At 61.9% G+C, this 19,627-nt stretch carries 14 protein-coding genes; 4 read left to right on the top strand and 10 right to left on the bottom strand.

Features of this window, described 5'->3' with window-relative positions:
- Positions 1–150: 150 nt before the first annotated feature.
- Positions 151–720, bottom strand: a complete 570-nt coding sequence (locus H2170_03255; protein MCS6299108.1) for an orotate phosphoribosyltransferase — start codon at positions 718–720, stop codon at positions 151–153.
- A gap of 88 nt (positions 721–808) precedes the next feature.
- On the opposite strand from H2170_03255, the gene H2170_03250 reads away from it, so the two are divergent.
- Complete coding sequence (locus tag H2170_03250; GenBank protein MCS6299107.1) at positions 809–1,654, top strand: MBL fold metallo-hydrolase; 846 nt, start codon at positions 809–811, stop codon at positions 1,652–1,654.
- Between the two features lie 74 nt (positions 1,655–1,728).
- Here H2170_03250 and H2170_03245 read toward each other — a convergent pair whose 3' ends face one another.
- Both H2170_03245 and H2170_03240 read right to left on the bottom strand, forming a co-directional pair.
- Positions 1,729–2,565, bottom strand: coding sequence for an HDOD domain-containing protein (locus tag H2170_03245; protein MCS6299106.1), 837 nt, complete (start codon positions 2,563–2,565; stop codon positions 1,729–1,731).
- A gap of 306 nt (positions 2,566–2,871) precedes the next feature.
- Complete coding sequence (locus tag H2170_03240; protein ID MCS6299105.1) at positions 2,872–3,690, bottom strand: hypothetical protein; 819 nt, start codon at positions 3,688–3,690, stop codon at positions 2,872–2,874.
- Between the two features lie 244 nt (positions 3,691–3,934).
- Between H2170_03240 and H2170_03235 the strand changes: the two genes are divergently transcribed.
- Positions 3,935–4,999, top strand: a complete 1,065-nt coding sequence (locus H2170_03235) for a quinone-dependent dihydroorotate dehydrogenase (GenBank protein MCS6299104.1) — start codon at positions 3,935–3,937, stop codon at positions 4,997–4,999.
- Positions 5,000–5,054: 55 nt separating this feature from the next.
- Here the strand turns inward: H2170_03235 and H2170_03230 are convergent, their stop codons facing one another.
- Positions 5,055–8,078: a hypothetical protein gene (locus tag H2170_03230; protein MCS6299103.1), complete on the bottom strand. Its 3,024-nt coding sequence runs from the start codon at positions 8,076–8,078 to the stop codon at positions 5,055–5,057.
- Between the two features lie 279 nt (positions 8,079–8,357).
- Here H2170_03230 and H2170_03225 point away from each other — a divergent pair, with 279 nt between their 5' ends.
- Entirely contained in the window at positions 8,358–9,371 is a 1,014-nt protein-coding gene (locus H2170_03225) for a class I SAM-dependent methyltransferase (protein MCS6299102.1), read from the top strand.
- A gap of 158 nt (positions 9,372–9,529) precedes the next feature.
- Here H2170_03225 and H2170_03220 read toward each other — a convergent pair whose 3' ends face one another.
- The 4 genes from H2170_03220 to H2170_03205 all read right to left on the bottom strand — a co-directional run bounded on the left by H2170_03220 (position 9,530) and on the right by H2170_03205 (position 13,291).
- A complete protein-coding gene (locus tag H2170_03220; protein MCS6299101.1) occupies positions 9,530–10,966 on the bottom strand; it encodes a hypothetical protein in 1,437 nt (478 codons plus the stop codon).
- Positions 10,967–11,136: 170 nt separating this feature from the next.
- Positions 11,137–11,508 carry a nucleotide pyrophosphohydrolase gene (locus H2170_03215; protein ID MCS6299100.1) on the bottom strand — a complete coding sequence of 124 codons (372 nt, stop codon included), beginning with the start codon at positions 11,506–11,508 and terminating at the stop codon, positions 11,137–11,139.
- Positions 11,509–11,532: 24 nt separating this feature from the next.
- On the bottom strand, positions 11,533–12,435 hold the full coding sequence (locus H2170_03210) for a GGDEF domain-containing response regulator (GenBank protein MCS6299099.1): 903 nt from the start codon (positions 12,433–12,435) through the stop codon (positions 11,533–11,535).
- Positions 12,436–12,487: 52 nt separating this feature from the next.
- Positions 12,488–13,291 carry a tryptophan synthase subunit alpha gene (locus tag H2170_03205; protein MCS6299098.1) on the bottom strand — a complete coding sequence of 268 codons (804 nt, stop codon included), beginning with the start codon at positions 13,289–13,291 and terminating at the stop codon, positions 12,488–12,490.
- Between the two features lie 239 nt (positions 13,292–13,530).
- Here H2170_03205 and H2170_03200 point away from each other — a divergent pair, with 239 nt between their 5' ends.
- Positions 13,531–14,256, top strand: a complete 726-nt coding sequence (locus H2170_03200) for a hypothetical protein (protein ID MCS6299097.1) — start codon at positions 13,531–13,533, stop codon at positions 14,254–14,256.
- A gap of 21 nt (positions 14,257–14,277) precedes the next feature.
- Here the strand turns inward: H2170_03200 and H2170_03195 are convergent, their stop codons facing one another.
- Together H2170_03195 and H2170_03190 are read right to left on the bottom strand one after the other, a co-directional pair.
- Positions 14,278–14,985 (bottom strand): ABC transporter ATP-binding protein, encoded by a 708-nt coding sequence (locus H2170_03195; GenBank protein ID MCS6299096.1) that lies wholly within the window; start codon positions 14,983–14,985, stop codon positions 14,278–14,280.
- Between the two features lie 436 nt (positions 14,986–15,421).
- On the bottom strand, positions 15,422–19,216 hold the full coding sequence (locus tag H2170_03190; GenBank protein MCS6299095.1) for a glycoside hydrolase family 9 protein: 3,795 nt from the start codon (positions 19,214–19,216) through the stop codon (positions 15,422–15,424).
- Between the last annotated feature and the right edge of the window lie 411 nt (positions 19,217–19,627).

The raw sequence follows: 19,627 nt of genomic DNA, 5'->3' as shown, positions 1-19,627 counted from the left end.
GATTCGGCTGATCTGCGTTCGACTAGTCAGGGGCCAAACTCCAGACCTTGAGCTCACGCTCAAGGCCACGGGGAGTGTGGCACTGAGTGTGCGATGTACCAGCGTTGGCCGTCCTCGGCCAATTCAGCTCACGTTGACCGCGACTGCGGTTTAGCTGCCCGGTTTTTCGACGGGAATCGCGGCCAGGGCTGCGGGAACTTGGTCGGCGGGGTAGGTGGGGAAACTCAACTCCAGCAGTGACAGGGCGGGGATTTCGAAGCGCAGGGTGCCGGCGCTGCGGTCCACCAGCATGGCCACGGCCACCGGCACGCCGCCGCCTTGTTTGATGATCTCGATGCACTCCAGCACGCGTCCGCCGCGTGTGACCACGTCCTCGACAATCAGGACGCCTTCGCCGGGAGCGAATTTGAAGCCGCGGCGCAGCACCAGGCGGTCGTTTTCCTTTTCTGCAAAAATGTAGCGTGCCCCAGTCTGGCGGGCGACTTCCTGGCCGATCACCAGGCCGCCCATCGCCGGGGCGAGCACGGTGGTGAACTTAAACCCAGCCAGCCGGGGCAGGAGCAGCTCGGTCAGGCGGGTGACCGCGTCCATGCGCTGGCAGACTTGGGCGCATTGGAAATAATGGCCGCTGTGCAGGCCGGAACGCAGGACGAAGTGGCCGGTGAGTAGGGCCTTCGTACGGGTGAAAATATCGAGCACTTCCTGTTGCTGGGAATCCATGGTGTTAAAACCGCCGACGCTGTGGGGCTTCGTGAAAAAAACAAAAACATTTTTGCCCTGTCCGCGCGATGGGGCTAACTCTGTGTCCATGGCCATTGAAACCGCAGCACCCCTGGAGGACGAATTGGGCGACGTCCTGGAAAAGGCCATGCGTTGCGCCGAGCTCAGCGAAGAATCGCTCGGGGAGCGTGCCGGTGTTGCTACGGAGAAGATACGCGATGCCATCGATTATCGTTACGATTTCAGCCTGGAAGAGATTTCGCGGCTGGCGGGTGTTTTGAGGCTCAACGAGGTGGGCCTGGCCGCGCTGGCCTCCGGCCATTATCCGTTGCCCGAAATCGGGGGCCTGCCGTTTTGCCTGCATGCCCTGCACACCCGTCATGGGATCGGGGTGGCCAACGCCTACATTTTGGCCGACAGCGGGTCTTCGCGCGGCATCCTCTTTGATACGGGCGCGGATCCCTGCGCGGTGCTTCAGGCGTGGCCGTCCAGTATACGGCATTTGGATGCGATTTTCATTACCCACCTCGAAACCGAGCATGTGGGTGGTTTGGCTGAGGTGCAGCGCCGGTTCGGGCCGGTGCCGGTTTTCGGGCCGGTCGGGGCGGTGATCCCGGGGGCGCTGGCGCTGGCTGAGGGGGCCCGCATGAAGCTGGGCGTTTTGGAGGTGGAAACGCTGGCGACCCCCGGACACGCCGAGGCGCATAATTGTTACCTCGTGCGGGCGGCCGGTCTGTGGTCGAGCCGTGCGCTGCTCATTTCAGGGGACATTCTTTTTGCCGGCTCGGTGGGCTGTGCGTTTTTTTGCAGTGAGAAACTCAATCTGCACGTTAAGCGCCTGCTGACTTTGCCGGACGACACCGTGGTCGCTCCCGGGCATGGACCTTTAACGACAATAAAAAACGAACGGACTTTTAATCCGTTCGTCGTCTGAGCTTCGGTAGCGTGGGGGGCGGACTTGGCCACCGCCCACCGTGCTACCTTTACCGCTTAAAGAGTCCGCGTGCCTTAGCTCTCCTGCAAAGCCTGCATGGCGGCGAGTGCCTCGGTGCGAATGATCGTGGTGTCGTCGATACTCAGGCCAGTGGCGACCAGCTCCTCGTGAGGAATTCCCCATGATGAATCTTCGCCCTCGAGGCCGAAGCCGGCCAGACGCACGATAGAAGCAGCCAGCTGCAGCGTGTTGTTAAGCGGGGTGGCCGGGGTAGCCTCGGCCGGATCATAACTTGCCGCTTGGACGACCAGCTCGGGAAAGCCCCAGTGGTTAAGGACCAGGCGTGCGACCTTTTGGTGGGTGGTGCCGAAGCATTTGCTCTCCCATTCTTGGAGCCGGCCGCCACCGATTTCCTTGAACTTATCGGCGGGGGTGAGGACATCGCGGGCGATGCGGTCCAGCAGGAGCTGGCCGATTCCGCGTAGCAGGCCTGCTGTGTAGGCGACGCGCGGGTCGGCTTTGGTTTTATTGGCAACCCGCTCCGCGACTAAAGCGGTGCAGAGATTGTTAGAGCGGAATAAATCCCCCGAGTAGCCGTAGAAAGCCAAGTTGGCGTCGGCGAGGCTCGCGTTGGCGGCCACACCGACCAGGCGGAACACCTCGCCAAAGCCGACGCGTTGCAGCGCCTCCTCGATCGTACCCAGACCGCCGCCGTTGTAGGCGGGGCTGTTGGCGATGCGAATGATGCGCGTGGTCAAGCTGACGTCGCGTTTGAGCAGGGTGGCGATTTCAGGAAGGCCTGAGTTGGAGTCCAAAAGCATCTTATGCAGTCGGGCCATGATTTGGGGCGCGACGGGGAGGGACTTTGCTGCGGTGAGGATCTTTTCGTCGGAAATCGAAGTGGTAGTCATGGTAGATAGGTTACAATACGACACGAATCGGCTCCGACTCTAGTGGGTTAAGTGATTTTTTTGAAAAAAAATCATACTCGCACCAATTTGCCCGCCAAACGCTTGCGGCAGCCTCACTGCACCAGCGGATTTTGCTATCTGTTGAATGGGGTTACCCGCGCAGGCAGGCCTGTGCGGCGAGGGGGATTTTGAGGCGGAATTTTAACGTAAAGACGCGAAGGGCTGGCTAGCACACGCCTGGGTAAAAAAACAAAAACGGCGCCTGCTCATGCAGGCGCCGTTTTTTTCTAACCGCTGAGCGTAAGCTTAGCGCTTCTTGGGTTTGGCCTTCGACTTGGCTTTGGGTTTCTCGTCCTCGTCGTCATCATCCTTGTCGTCCTCGTCGTCCTCATCTTCATCCTCGTCGTCATCATCATCGTCCGAGGGCTTTTTGTTTTCGCCGTCGTCGTCCTTGGCGTCGTCTTCCTCGTCCCATTTGAGGGTGGAGTCGCCGGCGAGGGTCTTTTCGTCTTCTTCGTCGAGTTCGGGCAGGTCTTCGTCGTCGATGTCGTCATCGCTCTTGCTGGCGCGCTCTTCGCCTTCCTCGGATTCCCAACCGGCGGGGACGTAGTCAAGAATGGCACTCAGCTCGTCGAAGGTATGGATGGCCTTACCCTCGATGAAACTGGCGTTTTGGTCCTCGCGGATCTCGTCCTCGACCTCGTCCACTGTGAGCTTGGACTCAAAGTTAAACAGGTCGTTGAGCATCTTTACGCGGCACCGGGTGAGATGGTCGAGCAGGTCGGCGTAGGGCCCGTTTTCCTCGTCGAGGATGTCGGCTAGGGCGAATAGCTTTTCTTCGGATTCAAAGAAGGAATCTTTAACGCGCTTGAGGCGAACGAGCTGCTCGCCGGCTTCCTTTTCAATGCGGAAAGGGATGAACGCGGCTTCCATCAGGTCCTGGTCCAGTCCGTAGTCGCGGAGCGGCTCAACCAGTTCAATGAGGTGGGCCATTTGGCGCGGGTCGATGATGCTGAGACCATCGACGTCCCAGCGTACAGAGTCGCTGACTTCGTTGACCCACCAGTTGTGGTCGTCACCAAGACGAACGATACACCAATCGAGAGTTGCAGATGATTTTGCCATGACAGTTTTCTAGGGAGTTAGTCGGAGCAAAGAGCGCGCGCCGTAGTGGAGTCAAACTGCGAAACGACTTTAGTTAAAAAGATTTTGCAGGCGCTGCTACCGTGCGGCTCAGGGGGGTAGTTTCGTTGTCAGCGTGCGAGCGTTTTGATCGGGATAACAAGCATAAAAGCGGCCTCGATTCTGGTGGGTTGAAACTGCGGTGAACTTGATTTTTGGCGGCAGCTTCCCACTGTGCCGAGCATCTATGGGTTTCATATACGAAAAGGTGCTGCGTCCGGCGTTGTTCAAGATGGATTCCGAGCCGGCTCACGAGCTGGGCGTCGAGGCGCTTGCCCTGCTTGGGCGTGTGACGCCGGTGTGCCGTTTGCTGGAGTCGTGCATGCAGCTGCCGGCCTCGTGCTACCGCCCGGTGGAGGCCTTCGGGTTGAAGTTCCCCAACGCGGTGGGGCTGGCGGCCGGCTTCGATAAAAACGCGCGCGCCTGGGAGGCGGCCGCCGCTCTCGGTTTTGGCCATGTGGAGATCGGCACAGTCACCGCGCTGGCGCAGCCGGGCAATCCGAAGCCACGTATGTTTCGCTATCCAGCGGAGGAGGCGGTGATCAACCGCATGGGTTTTAATAACGAGGGCTCGGCTGCGGTCGCGGCACGTTTGGCGAAGCAACCCGGCCCCGGCCAGCGCCGCATCCCGCTCGGGGTGAATTTGGGTAAATCCAAGGCGGCTGCCTTGGAGGATGCGGTCGCCGATTATTTGACCAGTTTTTCCCGGCTGGCGGATTTTGCTGATTACCTCGTGCTCAATGTCTCCAGTCCCAACACCCCGGGCCTGCGTCAGCTCCAGGATGAGAAACCGCTGCGCGAGTTGCTGGGCGCGATCATGGCGGCCAACCGAGAGCGTGCGGCCAAACGCGGCTGCGCGTTGTTGCCTGTGTTGCTCAAAATCGCCCCTGATTTGTCGTGGCCGCAGATCGATGCGGCGCTCGGGGTGATCGCCGAGTTCGGCTTGGCGGGGATCATTGCCACCAACACCACCTTGGCGCGGCCGGGCTTCTTCAGTGAGGTCAACGAGACGGGCGGGCTCAGTGGCAAACCGCTGCGCAAAAAATCCACGGAGGTGGTGAACTACATTTCGCGGGCCACCGAGGGAAAACTGCCGATCATCGGGGTGGGCGGCATCTCCGACCCGGCGAGCGCGGCCGAGAAACTCGATGCCGGAGCGACACTCGTGCAGGTTTACACGGGTATGATTTACCGTGGCCCGTTTTTCGCCCGCGACCTGGCGTGGGCGGTGAGCGATCGTCAGCGCACCTGATGATCACCTCAGGAGCTCATCCTGGTCTTCGAGACGGATGAGCTCCGCCGCAGCCTTACTCAGCCTGAGCCCGGTCGAGCAGTCGCTGTAATTGGCCGGTGCCGATCGATTGAAGTGAACCGTCGAGAATCACCTCATCGAGTAGGAATGAGTAGCCCTGCGCGTCGGCCGTTTCCGCCACCAGTTTAAGGCTGCGCAGGCTGCTGGTGAGCGGCTCGCGTGAGCTGAGTTTAAGACTCAACAGAAGCGGCTGCTGGAATAGCGGCACGCCCGCCTTTTGGGTGATTTGGCCCGAACCGGCCAAGCGGATTTGCGGCGAGAGCAACGTGAGGTCTTTAACCGCCAGATTTCGCTGGTCGTCACGGCCGACGACCACGTTGAGCTGAGTGTAGGCGATCGCCGAGAGTTGTTTGGCAACCACGGCCGCGGCGCGCACCTGCTCGGCTTTTTTGACGGTCGCATCGCTGCCGGTGAAGGCACCGAAAAGTCCTGCAACCGCAGCGACCGTGGCAACGGTGTCGGCCTGGGCGCCCGTCTTAACACTGAGGATACGCAAGGTTCCCCCCGTGCTGTTCAAGGCGATGTCGCCGATGGCTGTGCCGCCAAAGCCCGAGGGCGTGGGGGCTCGGCCTGCGAGTTGCGTGGTGAGCTTGAATTTGCCCTCAAGGGGCGAGGGACGGCCTGGTGAGAGCGCGCGCAGCAGCGGTGCCGATTCGAGATCATCGAGGGAAACGTCCGCTTTTAGCTCGTAGGGTTCGGCCTGCTTGGCATCGAAGCGCAGTGCGCCTGCAGCCTGAAACTGACCGCCGGTGCTCAACGTGGCCCGTAGCCCGTCCAGCTTGAGTGCGCCGGGGGTGAGTTGAACGCCAGCGTTGATCTCATTGATCTTTAACTCGCGCGAATAAACCAGCGACTTGATGTCGAGTTTGAAGTCGCCGTAAGCCCCCGCCCAGATTGGCGCAATCGGTGAAGCCGAAATCGCGGCCGCGGACTGACTCTGTTTTGCGGGATTGAGTGGGGGCTGGGACGAAAGCGGCGAGGTTGGCTTTGCACTGGCGAATGAATCGGCCGGTGCCGGCGCGAGCAGCGCTGCGAAGCTTAACAGGTCTTCGAGGTAGACCGTACCTGCTGTAACCTGGGCGCTGAGCGGGGTCGCTCCCGCAGTGGAGTTACGCGCTGCTTTCAGGGTGATTTCGGAGCGCCGCGCGCCTTGGGATATGACAATCGGCATCTGGGCGTTGAGGCGCCCGGCTGCATCAACATCGGCCCTAGCCAGCACGACAACGGATGGCAGTCGCGTGGCCCCGGCATTGGCGGCGACGAGGTTCGTGAGTTGCAGGGTTAACGAGGCCGTCTTCGCTGCCCCGAACGATGCGCTGAAATCCCCTCGGGCCACGCCCTTTGACAAGGCCAACGATCCGCTCGCCAGTGGCTGTGCCAGCATCTCGGGTAACTCCAGTTCGTACGTTCCGGATGCGGTGAGCGGTTGCTGCTCGCCGGCGGGTTGTCCTGCTTTAGCGGAAAGTTTCAGAATCGGTGCCTGGGCCCGCGAGACGGTCAATCGGGTGATTTCGGTGTTCCATCCTTGGGGTGAGTAGTCGGCCTGAGCGGCGAGGGCTACGTCCACCCCATTGACGAGTAGGCGGCCCCGTTGTGCCACATTGAGGTTGGCGAGCGTGAGCGGCTGCGAGTTTCGTAAGGACAACCCTCCATTACTGGCGAGGACGGTAAACGCCCCTCTCAGGTCCTGTCCCGTGAGTTCAAGCTCACCCAGGAATGGCTGGGCCCAGGCCAGGGCTATGCCGTCGATGACCAGGCTCATCAGTTCGGGTGTTGCGTCCGGGGTGGCGGCGAGCGCGCCGGTGGTGCGGTTAAACGCAATGGGTTGCAGGGCTGTTATGCTCACCACCGGTTTGGTGCCGGCGCTCAGGCGCAGGTCGCAGCGCTTGAGGTGCACAAGCTGATCGATGGCGCTGAGCTCAAAGGCGGCGCGCAAATCTAGGCGGCCAAGCGAGCCGAATTCAGGTCGCAGCAGGGCGAGTTTATCGCCCCACGCATCCAGTGAACCCGATGTCCTCATTTGCGTGAAGGTGCGGTCGGTTGAAAAATCCCCGTGTCCACTGCCTGCAAAATCCGGCAACGCATGGCCTAGAGCGAAGGGCGCGGCATCCGCCGTGGTCACGTCGAGTTTCCACGAGCCGGTCAGCGGCTCGCTGCCGGTGGGCATGACGAGGTTGACGTTGAGAAGCTCGCGGGGCCCGGAGGTCAAAATGGCGGCGTAGGTTTCACGTTGGGACTCGCTCGCCGCGCGCAGGTTAACCGAGAGGCTTGCGCCTGCGGACGGTTGGGGGCTGGGGCTGCGAGTGGCTGCGACGTTAAGCGCGAGTTCGATGCGGTCAAAGCTACGCGGGGTCATCAAGCGGGCAACGAGCTCCCCTTGAACCGTCATGGGAGTCGCATCGGTCCCGACCACCGTGGCGATGATGGCCCACTTGCCCTCATGTCCGGCCTTAAGCCCGCCCCCGGTGATTGCGACGTGGATACGGCCTTCGGGGAGGATCACATCGCCTTCGAGATCAATCCCGTCGATTGCGAGGTCAAAGTGCAGTTTCAGGCGGGCGAATAGCCCATTGAAAGCGGCCCGGGCCTGCTGCTCGGCCGAAGCGGCGCGGGGTGCCAAGGTGGACGCGGGGACATTTGAGGCGTTCGTGGTTGGCGGGGTGGCGATCGCAAGCGGGGCTTTCGCCGTGCCCGGTGTGGTTAGGTCCAGAATCCAGCCATGGGCAACCAGGCGTTTGACGGCGATTTTTTCACGGGCCGCGTCGAGCAAGTTAACGTCCACCTCGGCGGAGGGCAGGGTGAAAACAAGACCGGGTTGGACGACTTTAAGATTGTTTACGCGTGTGCGCTGTAGCCCGGCGTCGACGCTGTCAAAAGTGACGGTGAGGGCAGGGGAGGCGGGCGCGAATCGGCGCGCCGCCCAAGTCTGGGCCCCCGGGTTAAATGCGAGGGCTACGATCAAGCCTAAAAGCAGCACCAAAAAACTTAGGGCGAGGATAAGGATGCGGAGCGGTTTCATCGTACAGCGGGTGAGTTCAGTTTGAGCTTTTAGGGTGCGCCCAATGCCGAGCGCAAAGCAAGCCGGGTGGCGTGTGAAAGAACTGCTGATCTTAATCGCCCCTCGGAGTGCCCCGTGTCGGGTTTGGCTGGATTCGGGGTTGGCGTAGGTGGGTTGATTTTAGCTGGGTCTGCGCGGCCCACCCCATAGGCCCGCTCACGGTGATGTGCGAAACTGGTGGTCCCGGTGCAGGACGACAGGCCGGGGTTAACTTTACACCACCCTGAATCGCTCAAGACCATGATCCAAAATCCGCAAGCGCTTCTGCGCACCGCACACACCTACTGGCAGGGCTTTTGTCAGGCTTGGTTTCGTCACGATCCGATGAGTCGTGATCCCCGTGGTAAAAATCAGACTCAATCGGGGGTGCAACCGGGGTGGGGGGGCGAAAGCGCTCACCTCCCGGGCGCCCGTCCACCGGAAATACCCCCGGATTCGTCGTCCTCGCGCGGGGACGGGGGGGGGCGGGGGCTGGATCCGGCCGACGTGGACTATTTTAATCGGGGTGCCGACGAGAACCCCGAATTTTGGTGGCGGCTCGTTGGCCGCCCTCAGTTTTCTGGAAAACACGTGCTCGATGTGGGCTGCGGGCTGGGCTCGCTGTGTGTGGACATGGCGGCCGGGGGAGCGGCCCGAGTGGTCGGGTTGGACACCGAATCTAAACTGATCGCGTTCGCTCGCCAGCACACCGCTCAGGCCTTTCCTGATTTGCAGCCCGTACTGGAGTTTTACGACGAGGATCTGGCACGGTTCAACCAAGGGAAGTTCGACATTATCGTCTCCAAGGACTCCTTCGAGCACATCATGGATCTGGAAGGAATGATCCGAGCAATGGCGTTCCACTTAAAACCCGGCGGGCGGATTTACTCGGGGTTCGGGCCTCTCTACAACAGTCCGTTCGGCCACCACGGTCGGGTGGCGACACGGTTGCCGTGGAGGCAGTTTCCCTGGGCCCACCTTTGGGAGTCCGAGGCGAAAATCGTGCAGCGGTTGAACCGACTCCGCGCCCGTGGTGAACCTGTTTTTACGTACTCAGACGCGCCGCTGGCCAGCATTCGGGATCTTGGATTAAGCATGTATTCCTTGGCCGATTATCGGCGTTTTATTTATGGCAGTGGCTTAAAGGTGGTGCGTTTTGAGGTGAACCGCAGTAAGCACGGTCTATCGCGGGTGCTCTCTGTGTTACGCCGCGTATCGTTTTTGGAGGAATATTGTACGCACAACATTTATTGTGTTCTGGAAAAGCCCCATTGAGCGGGAAACGCCCTGCGCGCACGCGCAGGGCCACATTCCTTGATACCCTCGGAGTGAGTACGAGAAACGGCGTAATTCACCCCTTTAAAGCGAATGAGTGTAATGCCTAGGTTTCCAGGCGTTCCGGCCGGGCGTCGGAGTTACGATGACGCCGAACCTCATCCGGTCGACTCCTGCTGAACGATCCGGCAGGGCAGCAGTGCTGCGTCCTGCATGCCGTGGATGATTTTTTTGTCGGGAGGGCAGAAGGTGGCCAACGCTCCGCCCAACTGCGCTTTTCCCCCCTTCACGAAGTAATACGGGCACAGCCGCAGACGGCCCTCAACCTCGCGCACCTGCTGCTCGCGGTCGTAGACGCGGTGTTTCACCCGGCAGGGTTTTTTATAAAGCTGGAGAATATGCGGGTTACGGGGCGAGTCGGCGAGGGCGAGGTCGATACCGGCCTGCCATTCATCGCGCGAGCAGTCACTGCCTAAGATGACACTGCGCGCCCCCCAGGCGGTCTCGTGATAACCGGAGATTTTGATGATCAGATCGCGTTCCTTTTGCGACGCTCCGGTGAGTTGTCGCCAGTCGGTTAATGCGCGCCCACCCACCTTGGGCCCATCGAGCACTGCGCCCGGTGGCAAGGGCGTGGAGTCCAACACCCAGGAGGGCGGTATGAGGCGGCGCAGGAGTTTTAGGGTGCGCGAGCTGAGGGCTTCGGCCCAGTAATCTTGCAACTGGTGGTGGTGAAACAGCGCCAGCCCAAGTTTTTCCTCCTGGTAGGGACGCATGGGTGGCACAATGACGACTTCTCCGGCGGCCCAGGCCGCGAAAAAATAGGGCGCAGTCGGGATGTTCGCCAGATCGAACAACTCGAAAAAACGGTAGACGATGTCGATTTTCTCCGGGTTGCCTTCGAGGTCGAAACACAGCGTCGTTCCTAGTGGGAAAACCTCGTCGGGACTGAGGCAGAAAACCCGTTTCCCTTGCAGTTGCAGCTGCTCGGCGAGCCAGCGCATTTCTGGGCGGTAAGTCGCCGCTTCTTCGGAAACCACCAAGGCGATCAGGGGATTGCGCAGGTCGGCTCTCAACGCGGCCAGCGAATCATAAAACCCGCGGATCATCGTGTCGCCGGATCCAAGGATTTCGTTGTTCTTTGGGAATTGGGTCTCGGGGATTTCCCCCGAGTAGAGGCGGTTGAGAAACGCAGTCAGGCCGATACCTCCGGGCACCGAATCGAGCTCGGTCATCACAAAACCCTCGTCGGTGAGCAGCAAGTCGGGGCGGAGTACGGTGGGGAATGCCCCCCGGTTGCGGGGATCGCGGGCATGGGCGATGAGCGCGGGGGGTTTACCCCGGTCAAGGTAGTCGGCCACCCAGGGTGCGAAAAGGGGGCGGTTACGCAGGAGGTTTTTTCCAGCGGCTGAACGCAGATAAAGCGATTCGAGCGCCTGGTGATAGTCGAGGCAGGCGGTGCCAATGTCAGAGAGCTCGGCGGCTTGGGCCGGCGATAACGCCCACGCATCGGGCGAGAGTTGCCACGATTTGTCCTCGAACAGTGGCGTGGCGGCTAAGACGGACTGTAGGTCGGTAGCAGCAAGATCAGGCATAACGGGGAAAAACATCCTGCGCCTTTGGGCGAATGTCGAACGGCCATTAACGAATTAGGACAAGAAAACCGCATTTCACTGTGGCTAACCTTGGCGTTAAAAATGGCATATCAGCATAATGGGCTTCTGGGCTTCCCCTGCTAAACCCTCAACTTGAACGCCAATTAGCCCTATAACTCGGTGTACTTGTCCGAGCGGCCCTTGGCTTTTTCGACCGGGTATTTGGCTGCGTTGGCAGCCATCTTGGTCTCGATCACGGCGGCCACGTCGATCCCGGTCATGTTGGCAAACTCCAGCGCGTAGATCACCACGTCGGCCAGCTCCTCCTCGATTTTCTTACGCTTGGCCTCGTCGAGTGAAATGCTGCGGGATGCCTCGGGCGTTGCCCATAAAAAGTGCTCCATCAGTTCACCGGCTTCGGCGGCCAGAGCCATGCTCAGGTTTTTGGGTGAATGGAACTGCTCCCAGTCGCGCTGGACTGCAAAGGCCAGCACGCGGGATTTGATTTCGGCCAGGGTTGTCGCTGAGTCGGTGAACGCCATGGCGGCAGGTTTGTTGCCCGCAGTTCAGGAGGCAAGCACGGCGCGGTCGCGTCCTGCATGCTTGGCCGCATAGAGCGCTTTGTCGGCAGCCACCTGAAGCGAAAAATGCGGGGGACTCGATACGGGCAGCGACGCCACGCCGGCGCTCAGCGTGATCGGCAAACTCACTGCGGCCGTAGCATGAAACGGGGCCGCTTGCATCACTGCCACCAAGCGGCGGGCGACTATGATCGCTTCATGCGCGGGGGTTTCCATCAGCAGCACCGCAAACTCCTCGCCGCCGATACGCGCGACGCGGTCGATCCCGCGTATTCCCGATTCGATACGACGGGCAGCCGCCACCAGCACAGCATCACCCGCCGCATGGCCATAGGTATCATTGACGAACTTGAAGTGATCCAGATCCACGATGATCAGCGAGAGCGGGTGGTTGAAGCGGCGTGCTCGCAGCACCTCCTCGTTGAGCAGTGAGTCGAATGCCCGGCGATTGAGTAGGCCGGTGAGCTCGTCGTGGGTGGCCAGTCGACGCAGCTCTCGCATGGCCCCGGCCAATTTTAAACTGTAACGAATGGAGCGCTCCACCATGCGTGGGGTGATTTCGCCTTTAACCAGATAATCCGCAGCCCCGGCCTCCATCGCCGCCTCGTCCACCTGCTCGGAGGAATCGGCCGTGAGGAAAATCACCGGGGTTTCACAGCGTTCCTCGCGTGCAGCCCGAAGCAGGTCCAAGCCGTTGCGCTCGCCGAGTTGGTAATCGAGTAGGCACGCCGCGTAGTCGCCCGTAAGCAGGAGTCGCAGGCCGTCCTCGTAGGTCTGCGCCCAGTCGGATTGAAAGCGGCCGACTTGGGCGTTCGCGAGCATGCGATCTGTCACCTTATATTGCAGAAGGTTGTCCTCGATGATGAGGATTTTTTTGACAGGGATCACGGGATGGAAACGCGTGGGCGTCGTTGGGTGGGGGCGGGCGAGCCGGTGTAGCTTAGCGTTGGGTACCGGCGACCAAGTCGGTGGCGCGCCGTGCGAGTGCGGGGGCGATTTGAGCGCGATCGGCAAGGTGGTCGCGGATGACGTTGACCAGTGCGCTGCCCACCACGACGCCGTCGGCATGGGCGGCAACTTCGGCGACGTGCGAGCGTTGGCCAATGCCGAAGCCCACCACCACAGGCAGGCCGGTGTGACGTTTGATCGCGGCGACCGCCTCGAGTATGTTGGTGGCAACGGAGTCGCGCACCCCGGTCACGCCTTCGCGGGAAACGTAGTAAATAAAGCCCGTGGCGGCGGCGCCGATTTTGGCGAGGCGCGCCTCGGGGGTGGTGGGGGCCACGATGAACACGGTTTTGATGCCGTGTTGGGCGCAGGAAATCTGTACGTCGGAAGCCTCTTCGGGTGGCAGGTCGAGGGTTAACATGCCGTCGACTCCGGCCGCCTTGGCGTCGCTCACATAGGCGTCCACGCCGTTGGAGAAAACCAGGTTGTAGTAGGTGTAGAAAACGATGGGCGTGTGGGGCGCGAAGGCGCGGATGCGGCGCACCAGTTCGAACACGCGCGAGGCAGTCATTCCGCCGGCGAGCGCACGTTGGGCGGCGAGTTGGTTGGTGAGCCCGTCGGCGAGGGGATCACTGAAGGGGACGCCCAGCTCCAGAACGTCGATACCGCTTTCAATGAGTGCGCGGCAGGCGGCCAGGGAGTTGTCGAAATCGGGGTCGCCGGCACAGAGGTAGGCGACGAAAGCGGCGCGATTTTCTGCGCGGGCGCGGGAGAAGGCATTGGCAATTCGATCCATGTGTCCCAATCGGCTCAAAAATGCGGGGTAGGCGCAAAGGGAAATTTCGGCTCAGGCGAGATTGTTCTGGCTGATCCAAGATTATTTTTGATCGAAAGGGGATGGGGCGCTTCCGCAGAAGGCGCGCGGGCTGCTGGCGCGCCAGAGCTGGGGGTGGGCTTGACGACTTTGCTACAGTTCACATTCGACAGCGGACCGAGCCTGGTGGCTTGATGTCTGCTTACGTCTTTTTTTAACGCATGAATTCAACAGCCCTAGCCACGATCGCAATGACCGGTTTTACCGTGGCGTTTTTTCATGCGGCGATCCCCACGCATTGGCTGCCCTTCGTACTCGTGGCGCGTGCCCGTCGCTGGAGCCGGCCCAAGGCTTTGGGCGTGGCCGTTTTTGCCGGCTTGGGGCATGTGGGCCTGACCAGCTTGCTCGGTCTGGCGATCGCGTGGTTCGGTTTTCAGCTCGATGAGCACTTCGGTCATGCATTCACCCAAGTTGCCGGTGTTGTCCTGCTCGCCGTCGCGGCCTTTTACTTTTGGCGCCAGTGGCGGGGGCAGGGGCTCATGCATCACCACACTCCGGGCGGTCGCCACGAACCGAGTTCGCATTGCGGCCATGACAAAGCCCACAGCCACCTCGAAGCTGAACTGGAGGGCAGTCCGCTCGTCTCCACCCGCCAGGGTGATTGGGCGGCGATAAGCGGCCTTTTTGTCATGCTGACACTCTCGCCGTGCGAGGGTTTTTTGCCCATTTACCTGTCGGGCGTCCAATTTGGTTGGCATGGCTTTTTCGTGCTGAGCGGTATTCTCGCGGTGGGAACCCTCGGCGGCATGCTACTGTTTACGTGGCTAACCTTGGTGGGGCTCGAAAAAGTTGAGCTCAAACGCATCGAACACTGGGAGGCGGCGTTGCTCGGTCTGGTGTTTACCGTGCTGGGCGTGGTGATGCTCAGCTTGGAGCACTCGCATTAAGCCGACGCTCGCCTCCAGTCGTTAGCCGCCGAGGTAGGCGGCTTTGAGGCGCGGGTCGTCGCGCAGTTCACTGCTGGCCCCGGACACGGTGATTTGCCCGGTTTCCAGTACGTAGGCGTGTGAGGAGATTTCCAGTGCGAGGTGGGCGTTTTGCTCAACTAGTAAAATGGTCAGGCCTTCAACGCGGTTAATCTCCACGATTTTTTCGAAGATCGTCGAGACGAGGCGGGGGGCGATGCCCAGCGAGGGTTCGTCGAGCATGAGGAACTTCGGTTGCCCCATTAGTGCGCGGCCAATCGCCAGCATTTGCTGCTCGCCACCGGAGAGGGTGCCGGCGGTTTGTTTGAGGCGTTCCTTAAGCCGGGGAAAGAGCATGAAAACGTGTTCGCGGGTCCGTTCGATCAGTTCCGTGTCGTGTTGCAGGTAGGCGCCGAGCGCGAGGTTTTCGGCCACCGTCAAGTTGGCGAACACCAAGCGTCCCTCGGGCACGTGGCAAAGCCCGCGGGCTACAATCTCGTGTGAGGCAAGGCGCGTAATATCCTCACCGTTAAAGCGGATGCTGCCAGCGCGCGGGCGGATCAGCCCCGAGATCGCCTGCAGGGTCGTGGTTTTACCGGCCCCGTTGCCACCGATGAGTGTGACGATGGCGCCGCGCGGAATCTCGAAGGAGATGCCGTTGACGGCCTGAATCGCACCATAGGTGACGGAAAGATCGGTGACGGAAAGCATGGGCGCGGAGGACGAAGTGGCGTGACTAATGAGACCTTGGGCGCGCATTGCAAGGTGGAGAACCACCCCATTCCCCGACACCAGCCCGGGGCCTCTGGTTTCACTTTTTCCCGTTCGCTTAAATGGACGCTGGTGTCGGCGCTGATGCCGAAGGCAATCGGTGGATTCTCTACGCAAAACCAAGGCGCCGGTTTTTTAACCGCGAAGACGAACCTTATCTCATACTTCGCGCCTTAGAGTTTTTACGTTAAAAGGCCTGAATAGCTGTGTAATGGGTATAACATTTGAGTTGTCGGAGTGAGCTCTGAGGTAGCGGTGCTTTAGCCCGCAGGTTTGCAGCGAATTCTCTCCTGCAATTACCGATGCGGGCTGAAGCACCGTACTACTTTCGATCCGACTCTTTAAATGTTACTGGTTTATAGTTTATTTCATTCGCTTAGTTCGACTTGCCGGCAATGTCCCAGCTGGCGCGGCCTCCGTAGAGGGTGAAGCGCATACCTTGGATCGTCGCCCCGCCCAGACCGACGGAGCTGGCCGGCACTTCCAATCTCACCCACTGGCCGAGCGTGGGCAGCGCCCCAACCGGGAATTGGCTGGCGGTGCCGTTGGTGCCCCAGGCGATCTGGTTGGCACCCCAATAGGCGCGGTGTGCGCTGTTTCCCGTGCTGTCCGTCCACATCAGCATGACCTCCGTGGGCGGATTGGTCGGATCGAGGTAAACGTAGGCAAACAGCTTGTCGGTGGTGCCGACCACCAACGTGGCTGTCGCCGAATCAAACCCGTGGCCGTGGATGCCGGCGGCCACGTTGCTCTGGTGCACCGCCGGGGCGGAGTAGGGCGTCGGGTTGCTAGTCACCCAGGTCCAGGCGTCGCCGCCGTCGGCACTGGCCACCGCCCCCGTGGGCAGGGCCCCATTGATCCAGTTCACCACCGCACTGTTGGCGGTGAAACTGGCCGCACCGAAGACGCGGCGGCCGTCCGGCCAGCAGATCTCCACCTCGACCCACTGGGTGCCGTTGTTCTTGGGAACGAAGGCGTAGGTGGGGCCGAAGGCGGGCTGCTGGTCGCGGCCTTCCCAGACGATGCGGGCGTTGCTCAGGTCCATCCCGGGCGCGGACACGCTCAGGGTGGTCACGGCATTGAGCGCCACTACGCCGGTGGGCACGGTGATCACGGCCGTGCCGGAGGTCCATGGGGTGGACTTGGCGCTGGTTTGACCGACTAGCGCGCTGGCCGTCAGCAGGCTGCGGGCCTGGTTCACGGTGATGAACTCGGTGGTGGTGTTCCAAGTGTCGGACCAGCGGTCATAGAACGGGTAGGGCGCGGTGGTGGCGCCGTCCGTGGGGTAGGTGAGCGTGCCCAGTTCGTTGGCATAGAGGGCGAGGTAATCAAAACCGCCCTGGATGTTGCCGATCGGGATGCCGGTGGGGGCCAGTTGGCGGGCGTCGCCGCGGGCAAACTGGTTAACCACCGTGTGTTGACGCTTGAGGCCGAGGCCGGTCACGCAGGATGCGTTCACCGGGTTGGTGCCGGCTTCGTAGTTCAAGTTGCCCACGATGGCGTCGAGGTATTCCGGCTTGGGGTCGATCTGGTAGGCCACGGCCATGTCGGCGGCCTGGTCCATCGAGAAATACCAGCCGGCATTGCGGTAGGATTTGTTCTCGGCGGCGAAGGCGGAGCCGTAGGAGCTTTGGGTCGAGGACAGGAGCTCTTTGTCGGCGGCGCCGATGATCTCGGTGTTGCACTTGGTCAGGTAGGCGGCGTCGAGCTGGCTGGCGGCCAGGCGGCCCGAGCGGGCGGCGAAGGCGTAGCTGCGGATGGCGTTGCCGTAGGACTCGGCCATGCGGATCCAGCTCCAGCGGTAGGTCGCGTAGTCGTTGGGGTTCGGGAACCAGGTGAAGAGCTGCTGCTGGTATTTCACGTCACCGGTGGCCAGATACATTTCGGCGGCGGCCCAGGACAACTCGTCCATGTGGGCGAACTCGTCTCCGTAGAAGGTGATCTTCTGGTAGGAGCCGGCCAGTCCGTACTTGGCGATCGCGTTCATCAGGAAGGTCCACCCGAGCTGGGCCTTTTGCAGGTAGAGCGCGGCGGTCGCCGGGTAGGCCTGCTTGAACTTGGGCGACGAAGCGCACTGAGCCAGGGCGGCTACGCAGGCGGCGGTGGCCGAGGTGTTTTTGGGCCACACGACCTGGGTGTCACCGGGGGCGGTGCCGGAGAGGCCACCTTCGTATTCACGGGTCTTGGGATAGACGATGAAGTAGAAACCGCCGTCGGCGTCCTGGAGTTTAGCCACGAAGTCGGCCTCCTGTTTGGCCTCCTGAAGGATGTCGCTGACGCCGTCGCCGCTCTCGGGGATGCCGAGGTTGTCGAGGTTGCCCGAAGGCATGTTGTCGGCGGTGAACATCAGGAGGTGAACCAAAGACGCGACGTCGGTGGTGTACTTGCTGTAATCGCCAGCGTCATGGTGACCGCCGGAGACGTCGATCGTGCCCTTGTTGACGAACGGATAGAGCTGGGAGGCTTCCGAGGCCAACTGGGGCGCGGTTTGGTGGGCACTGGGCGCGCTCTTGGAGGCGATGGTCGTCCAGGTGAAGGCGTAGGAGGACTGCGGCGAGGGCACTTCGGCTTTAGCCACGTGACAGGCGTCGTGGGTGAAGCGGGTGAAGGGAAGGGCTTTGGATTTGCCGCAGCGTTGATGATAGAGGCCGAGTGCGTAGGTGCGCGCCCAGTTCATGGCGATGCCGTCATTGATCAGGAACGGGAGCGAAGCGCCCAGGCCGGGGACCAATAGGTAGTATTCGCCGGGCGTGGTCAGGGCACTGAAGTCGGCCTGGAGCACGTTCTGGTAAGGCAGCGGCGCATAGGTGTAACCGACATCCCGGCGCGCGGTCAGCGTGCCCTGGTAGGCGGTCGCCCCGGTGGCGGCGTTTTTGATGGTGAAGCTGGTCAGCCCTGCGGCCGGTAGCTCACCGAGGTTGCCCAGGTAGTAACCTACCATGGCCTTCTTGGGGAAGGTGGGCACATAACCCTCCTGGTTGACGTGGATCGCCGGGCTGTAGCGCAGCGGATCGGTCGTCACCGCGTACTTCTCGGTGGCCGGCCAGAGCTGGGCGCTCGGGTTGGTCACGACGACCGCTTGGCCCTCGGCGATCGGGGAGGCCAACTGGAGGTAGATCGCGTTGTCGATACGCAGGTCGCGCACATCGAGGTCGGCGGAGAAGGCGCGGCGTTTGAAGCCCACCGAGAGGACTGAAACCGCTTGGCCGTTGACGGTCACGGCGAACTGGCTGCTCGCCGGGGCGGAGAGCACGCCGGAGGAGTTTACGAAGTTCCAGGTCGTGACCGTGGCGGGGTCCGGGGCCTTGGTGGTGAGCTTGCGCAGCTCCAGGTAGGTCGGCGAAAGCACGCGCAGGGCCTGCTCGCCCACTTTGGGCATGATCAGCCCGGTGTAATCCAGCTCGTTGAGCACAACCGGCGTCGGCACCGGGTTGGGCGTCGGCGTGGGCGGCGGCGGGGTCACGACCTGGGCGATGGTCACGGTGGCGGAGGTGGCGCTGCCCAGGGTGTAGGCGGCGTTGTTCGCCAGGGTGAGGATGATCGTCTCCGGGTTAGCGCTGGTGCTGTTGGCGAGGGCCTGCAGCGTCAGCGTGGTCGAGGCGGAGCCGGCCGGAATAGTGACCGAAACGGGCATGGTGGTGCCGTTGGCGAGCCGGTAGTCGGTGAGCGCCACGGCGGTGCCGCCGAGGGTGTAGTTGACGGTCAACGACGCGGTGGTGTCACCGGTGCGGGTGAAGCTCAGCGTGGCGGTGTCGGTGGTGCCGATGGCGGCCGAGGCGTCCGTCGCGGTCACGGTGACCACGGGCAACGTCGGCGTTGGGGGCGGCGGCGGGGTAACGATAACCTGGGCGATCGTCACGGTGGCGGAGGTGGTGCTGCCCAAGGTGTAGGCGGCGTTGCTCGCCAGGGTGAGGATGATCGTCTCCGGGTTGGCGTTGGTGCTGTTGGCGAGGGCCTGCAGCGTCAGCGCGGTCGAGGCGGAGCCGGCCGGAATCGTTACCGAGACGGGCATCGTGGTGCCGTTGGCGAGCCGGTAGTCGGTGAGCGCGACCGCGGTGCCGCCGAGGGTGTAGTTGACGGTCAACGTCGCGGCGGTGTCACCGGTGCGGTTGAACGTCAGCGTGGCGGTGTCGGTGGTGCCGATGGCGGCCGAGGCGTCCGTCGCGGTCACGGTGACCACGGGGAGCGTCGGCGTCGGCGTCGGCGTCGGCGTTGGCGTCGGCGTTGGGGGCGGTGTGGGCGCGGTGGCCAGCAGGGTGATCGTGGCCGTACTCGGGGTGCCGAGGCTGTAGGCGGAGTTGGCCGACAGGGTGAAGATCGCCGTTTCCGGGTTGGCACCGGTGGAGTTGGCCCGGGCCATGATCGTCATGGTGGTCGAGGCGGCTCCGGCGGGGATGGTCACGGCGACCGGCATGTCGCCCTGGATACGGCAGTAGTCGTTCCATTTAACGGCGGTGCCGCCGAGGGTGTAGTTAACCGTCAGGGCTGCGGTGGTGGCGCCGGTGCGGGCGAAGGTCAGCACGGCGTAATCAGTGGTGGCGATGACTGCGGTGGCGTCGGTGGCCGTCACGGTGACGCTCGG

This window comes from Opitutus sp. (assembly GCA_024998815.1).
In the GTDB taxonomy this organism is placed as follows: Bacteria; Verrucomicrobiota; Verrucomicrobiia; order Opitutales; family Opitutaceae; genus Rariglobus.
Note: the sequence above shows the minus strand (reverse complement) of the source record. Positions and strands in the feature narration are given on the sequence as shown.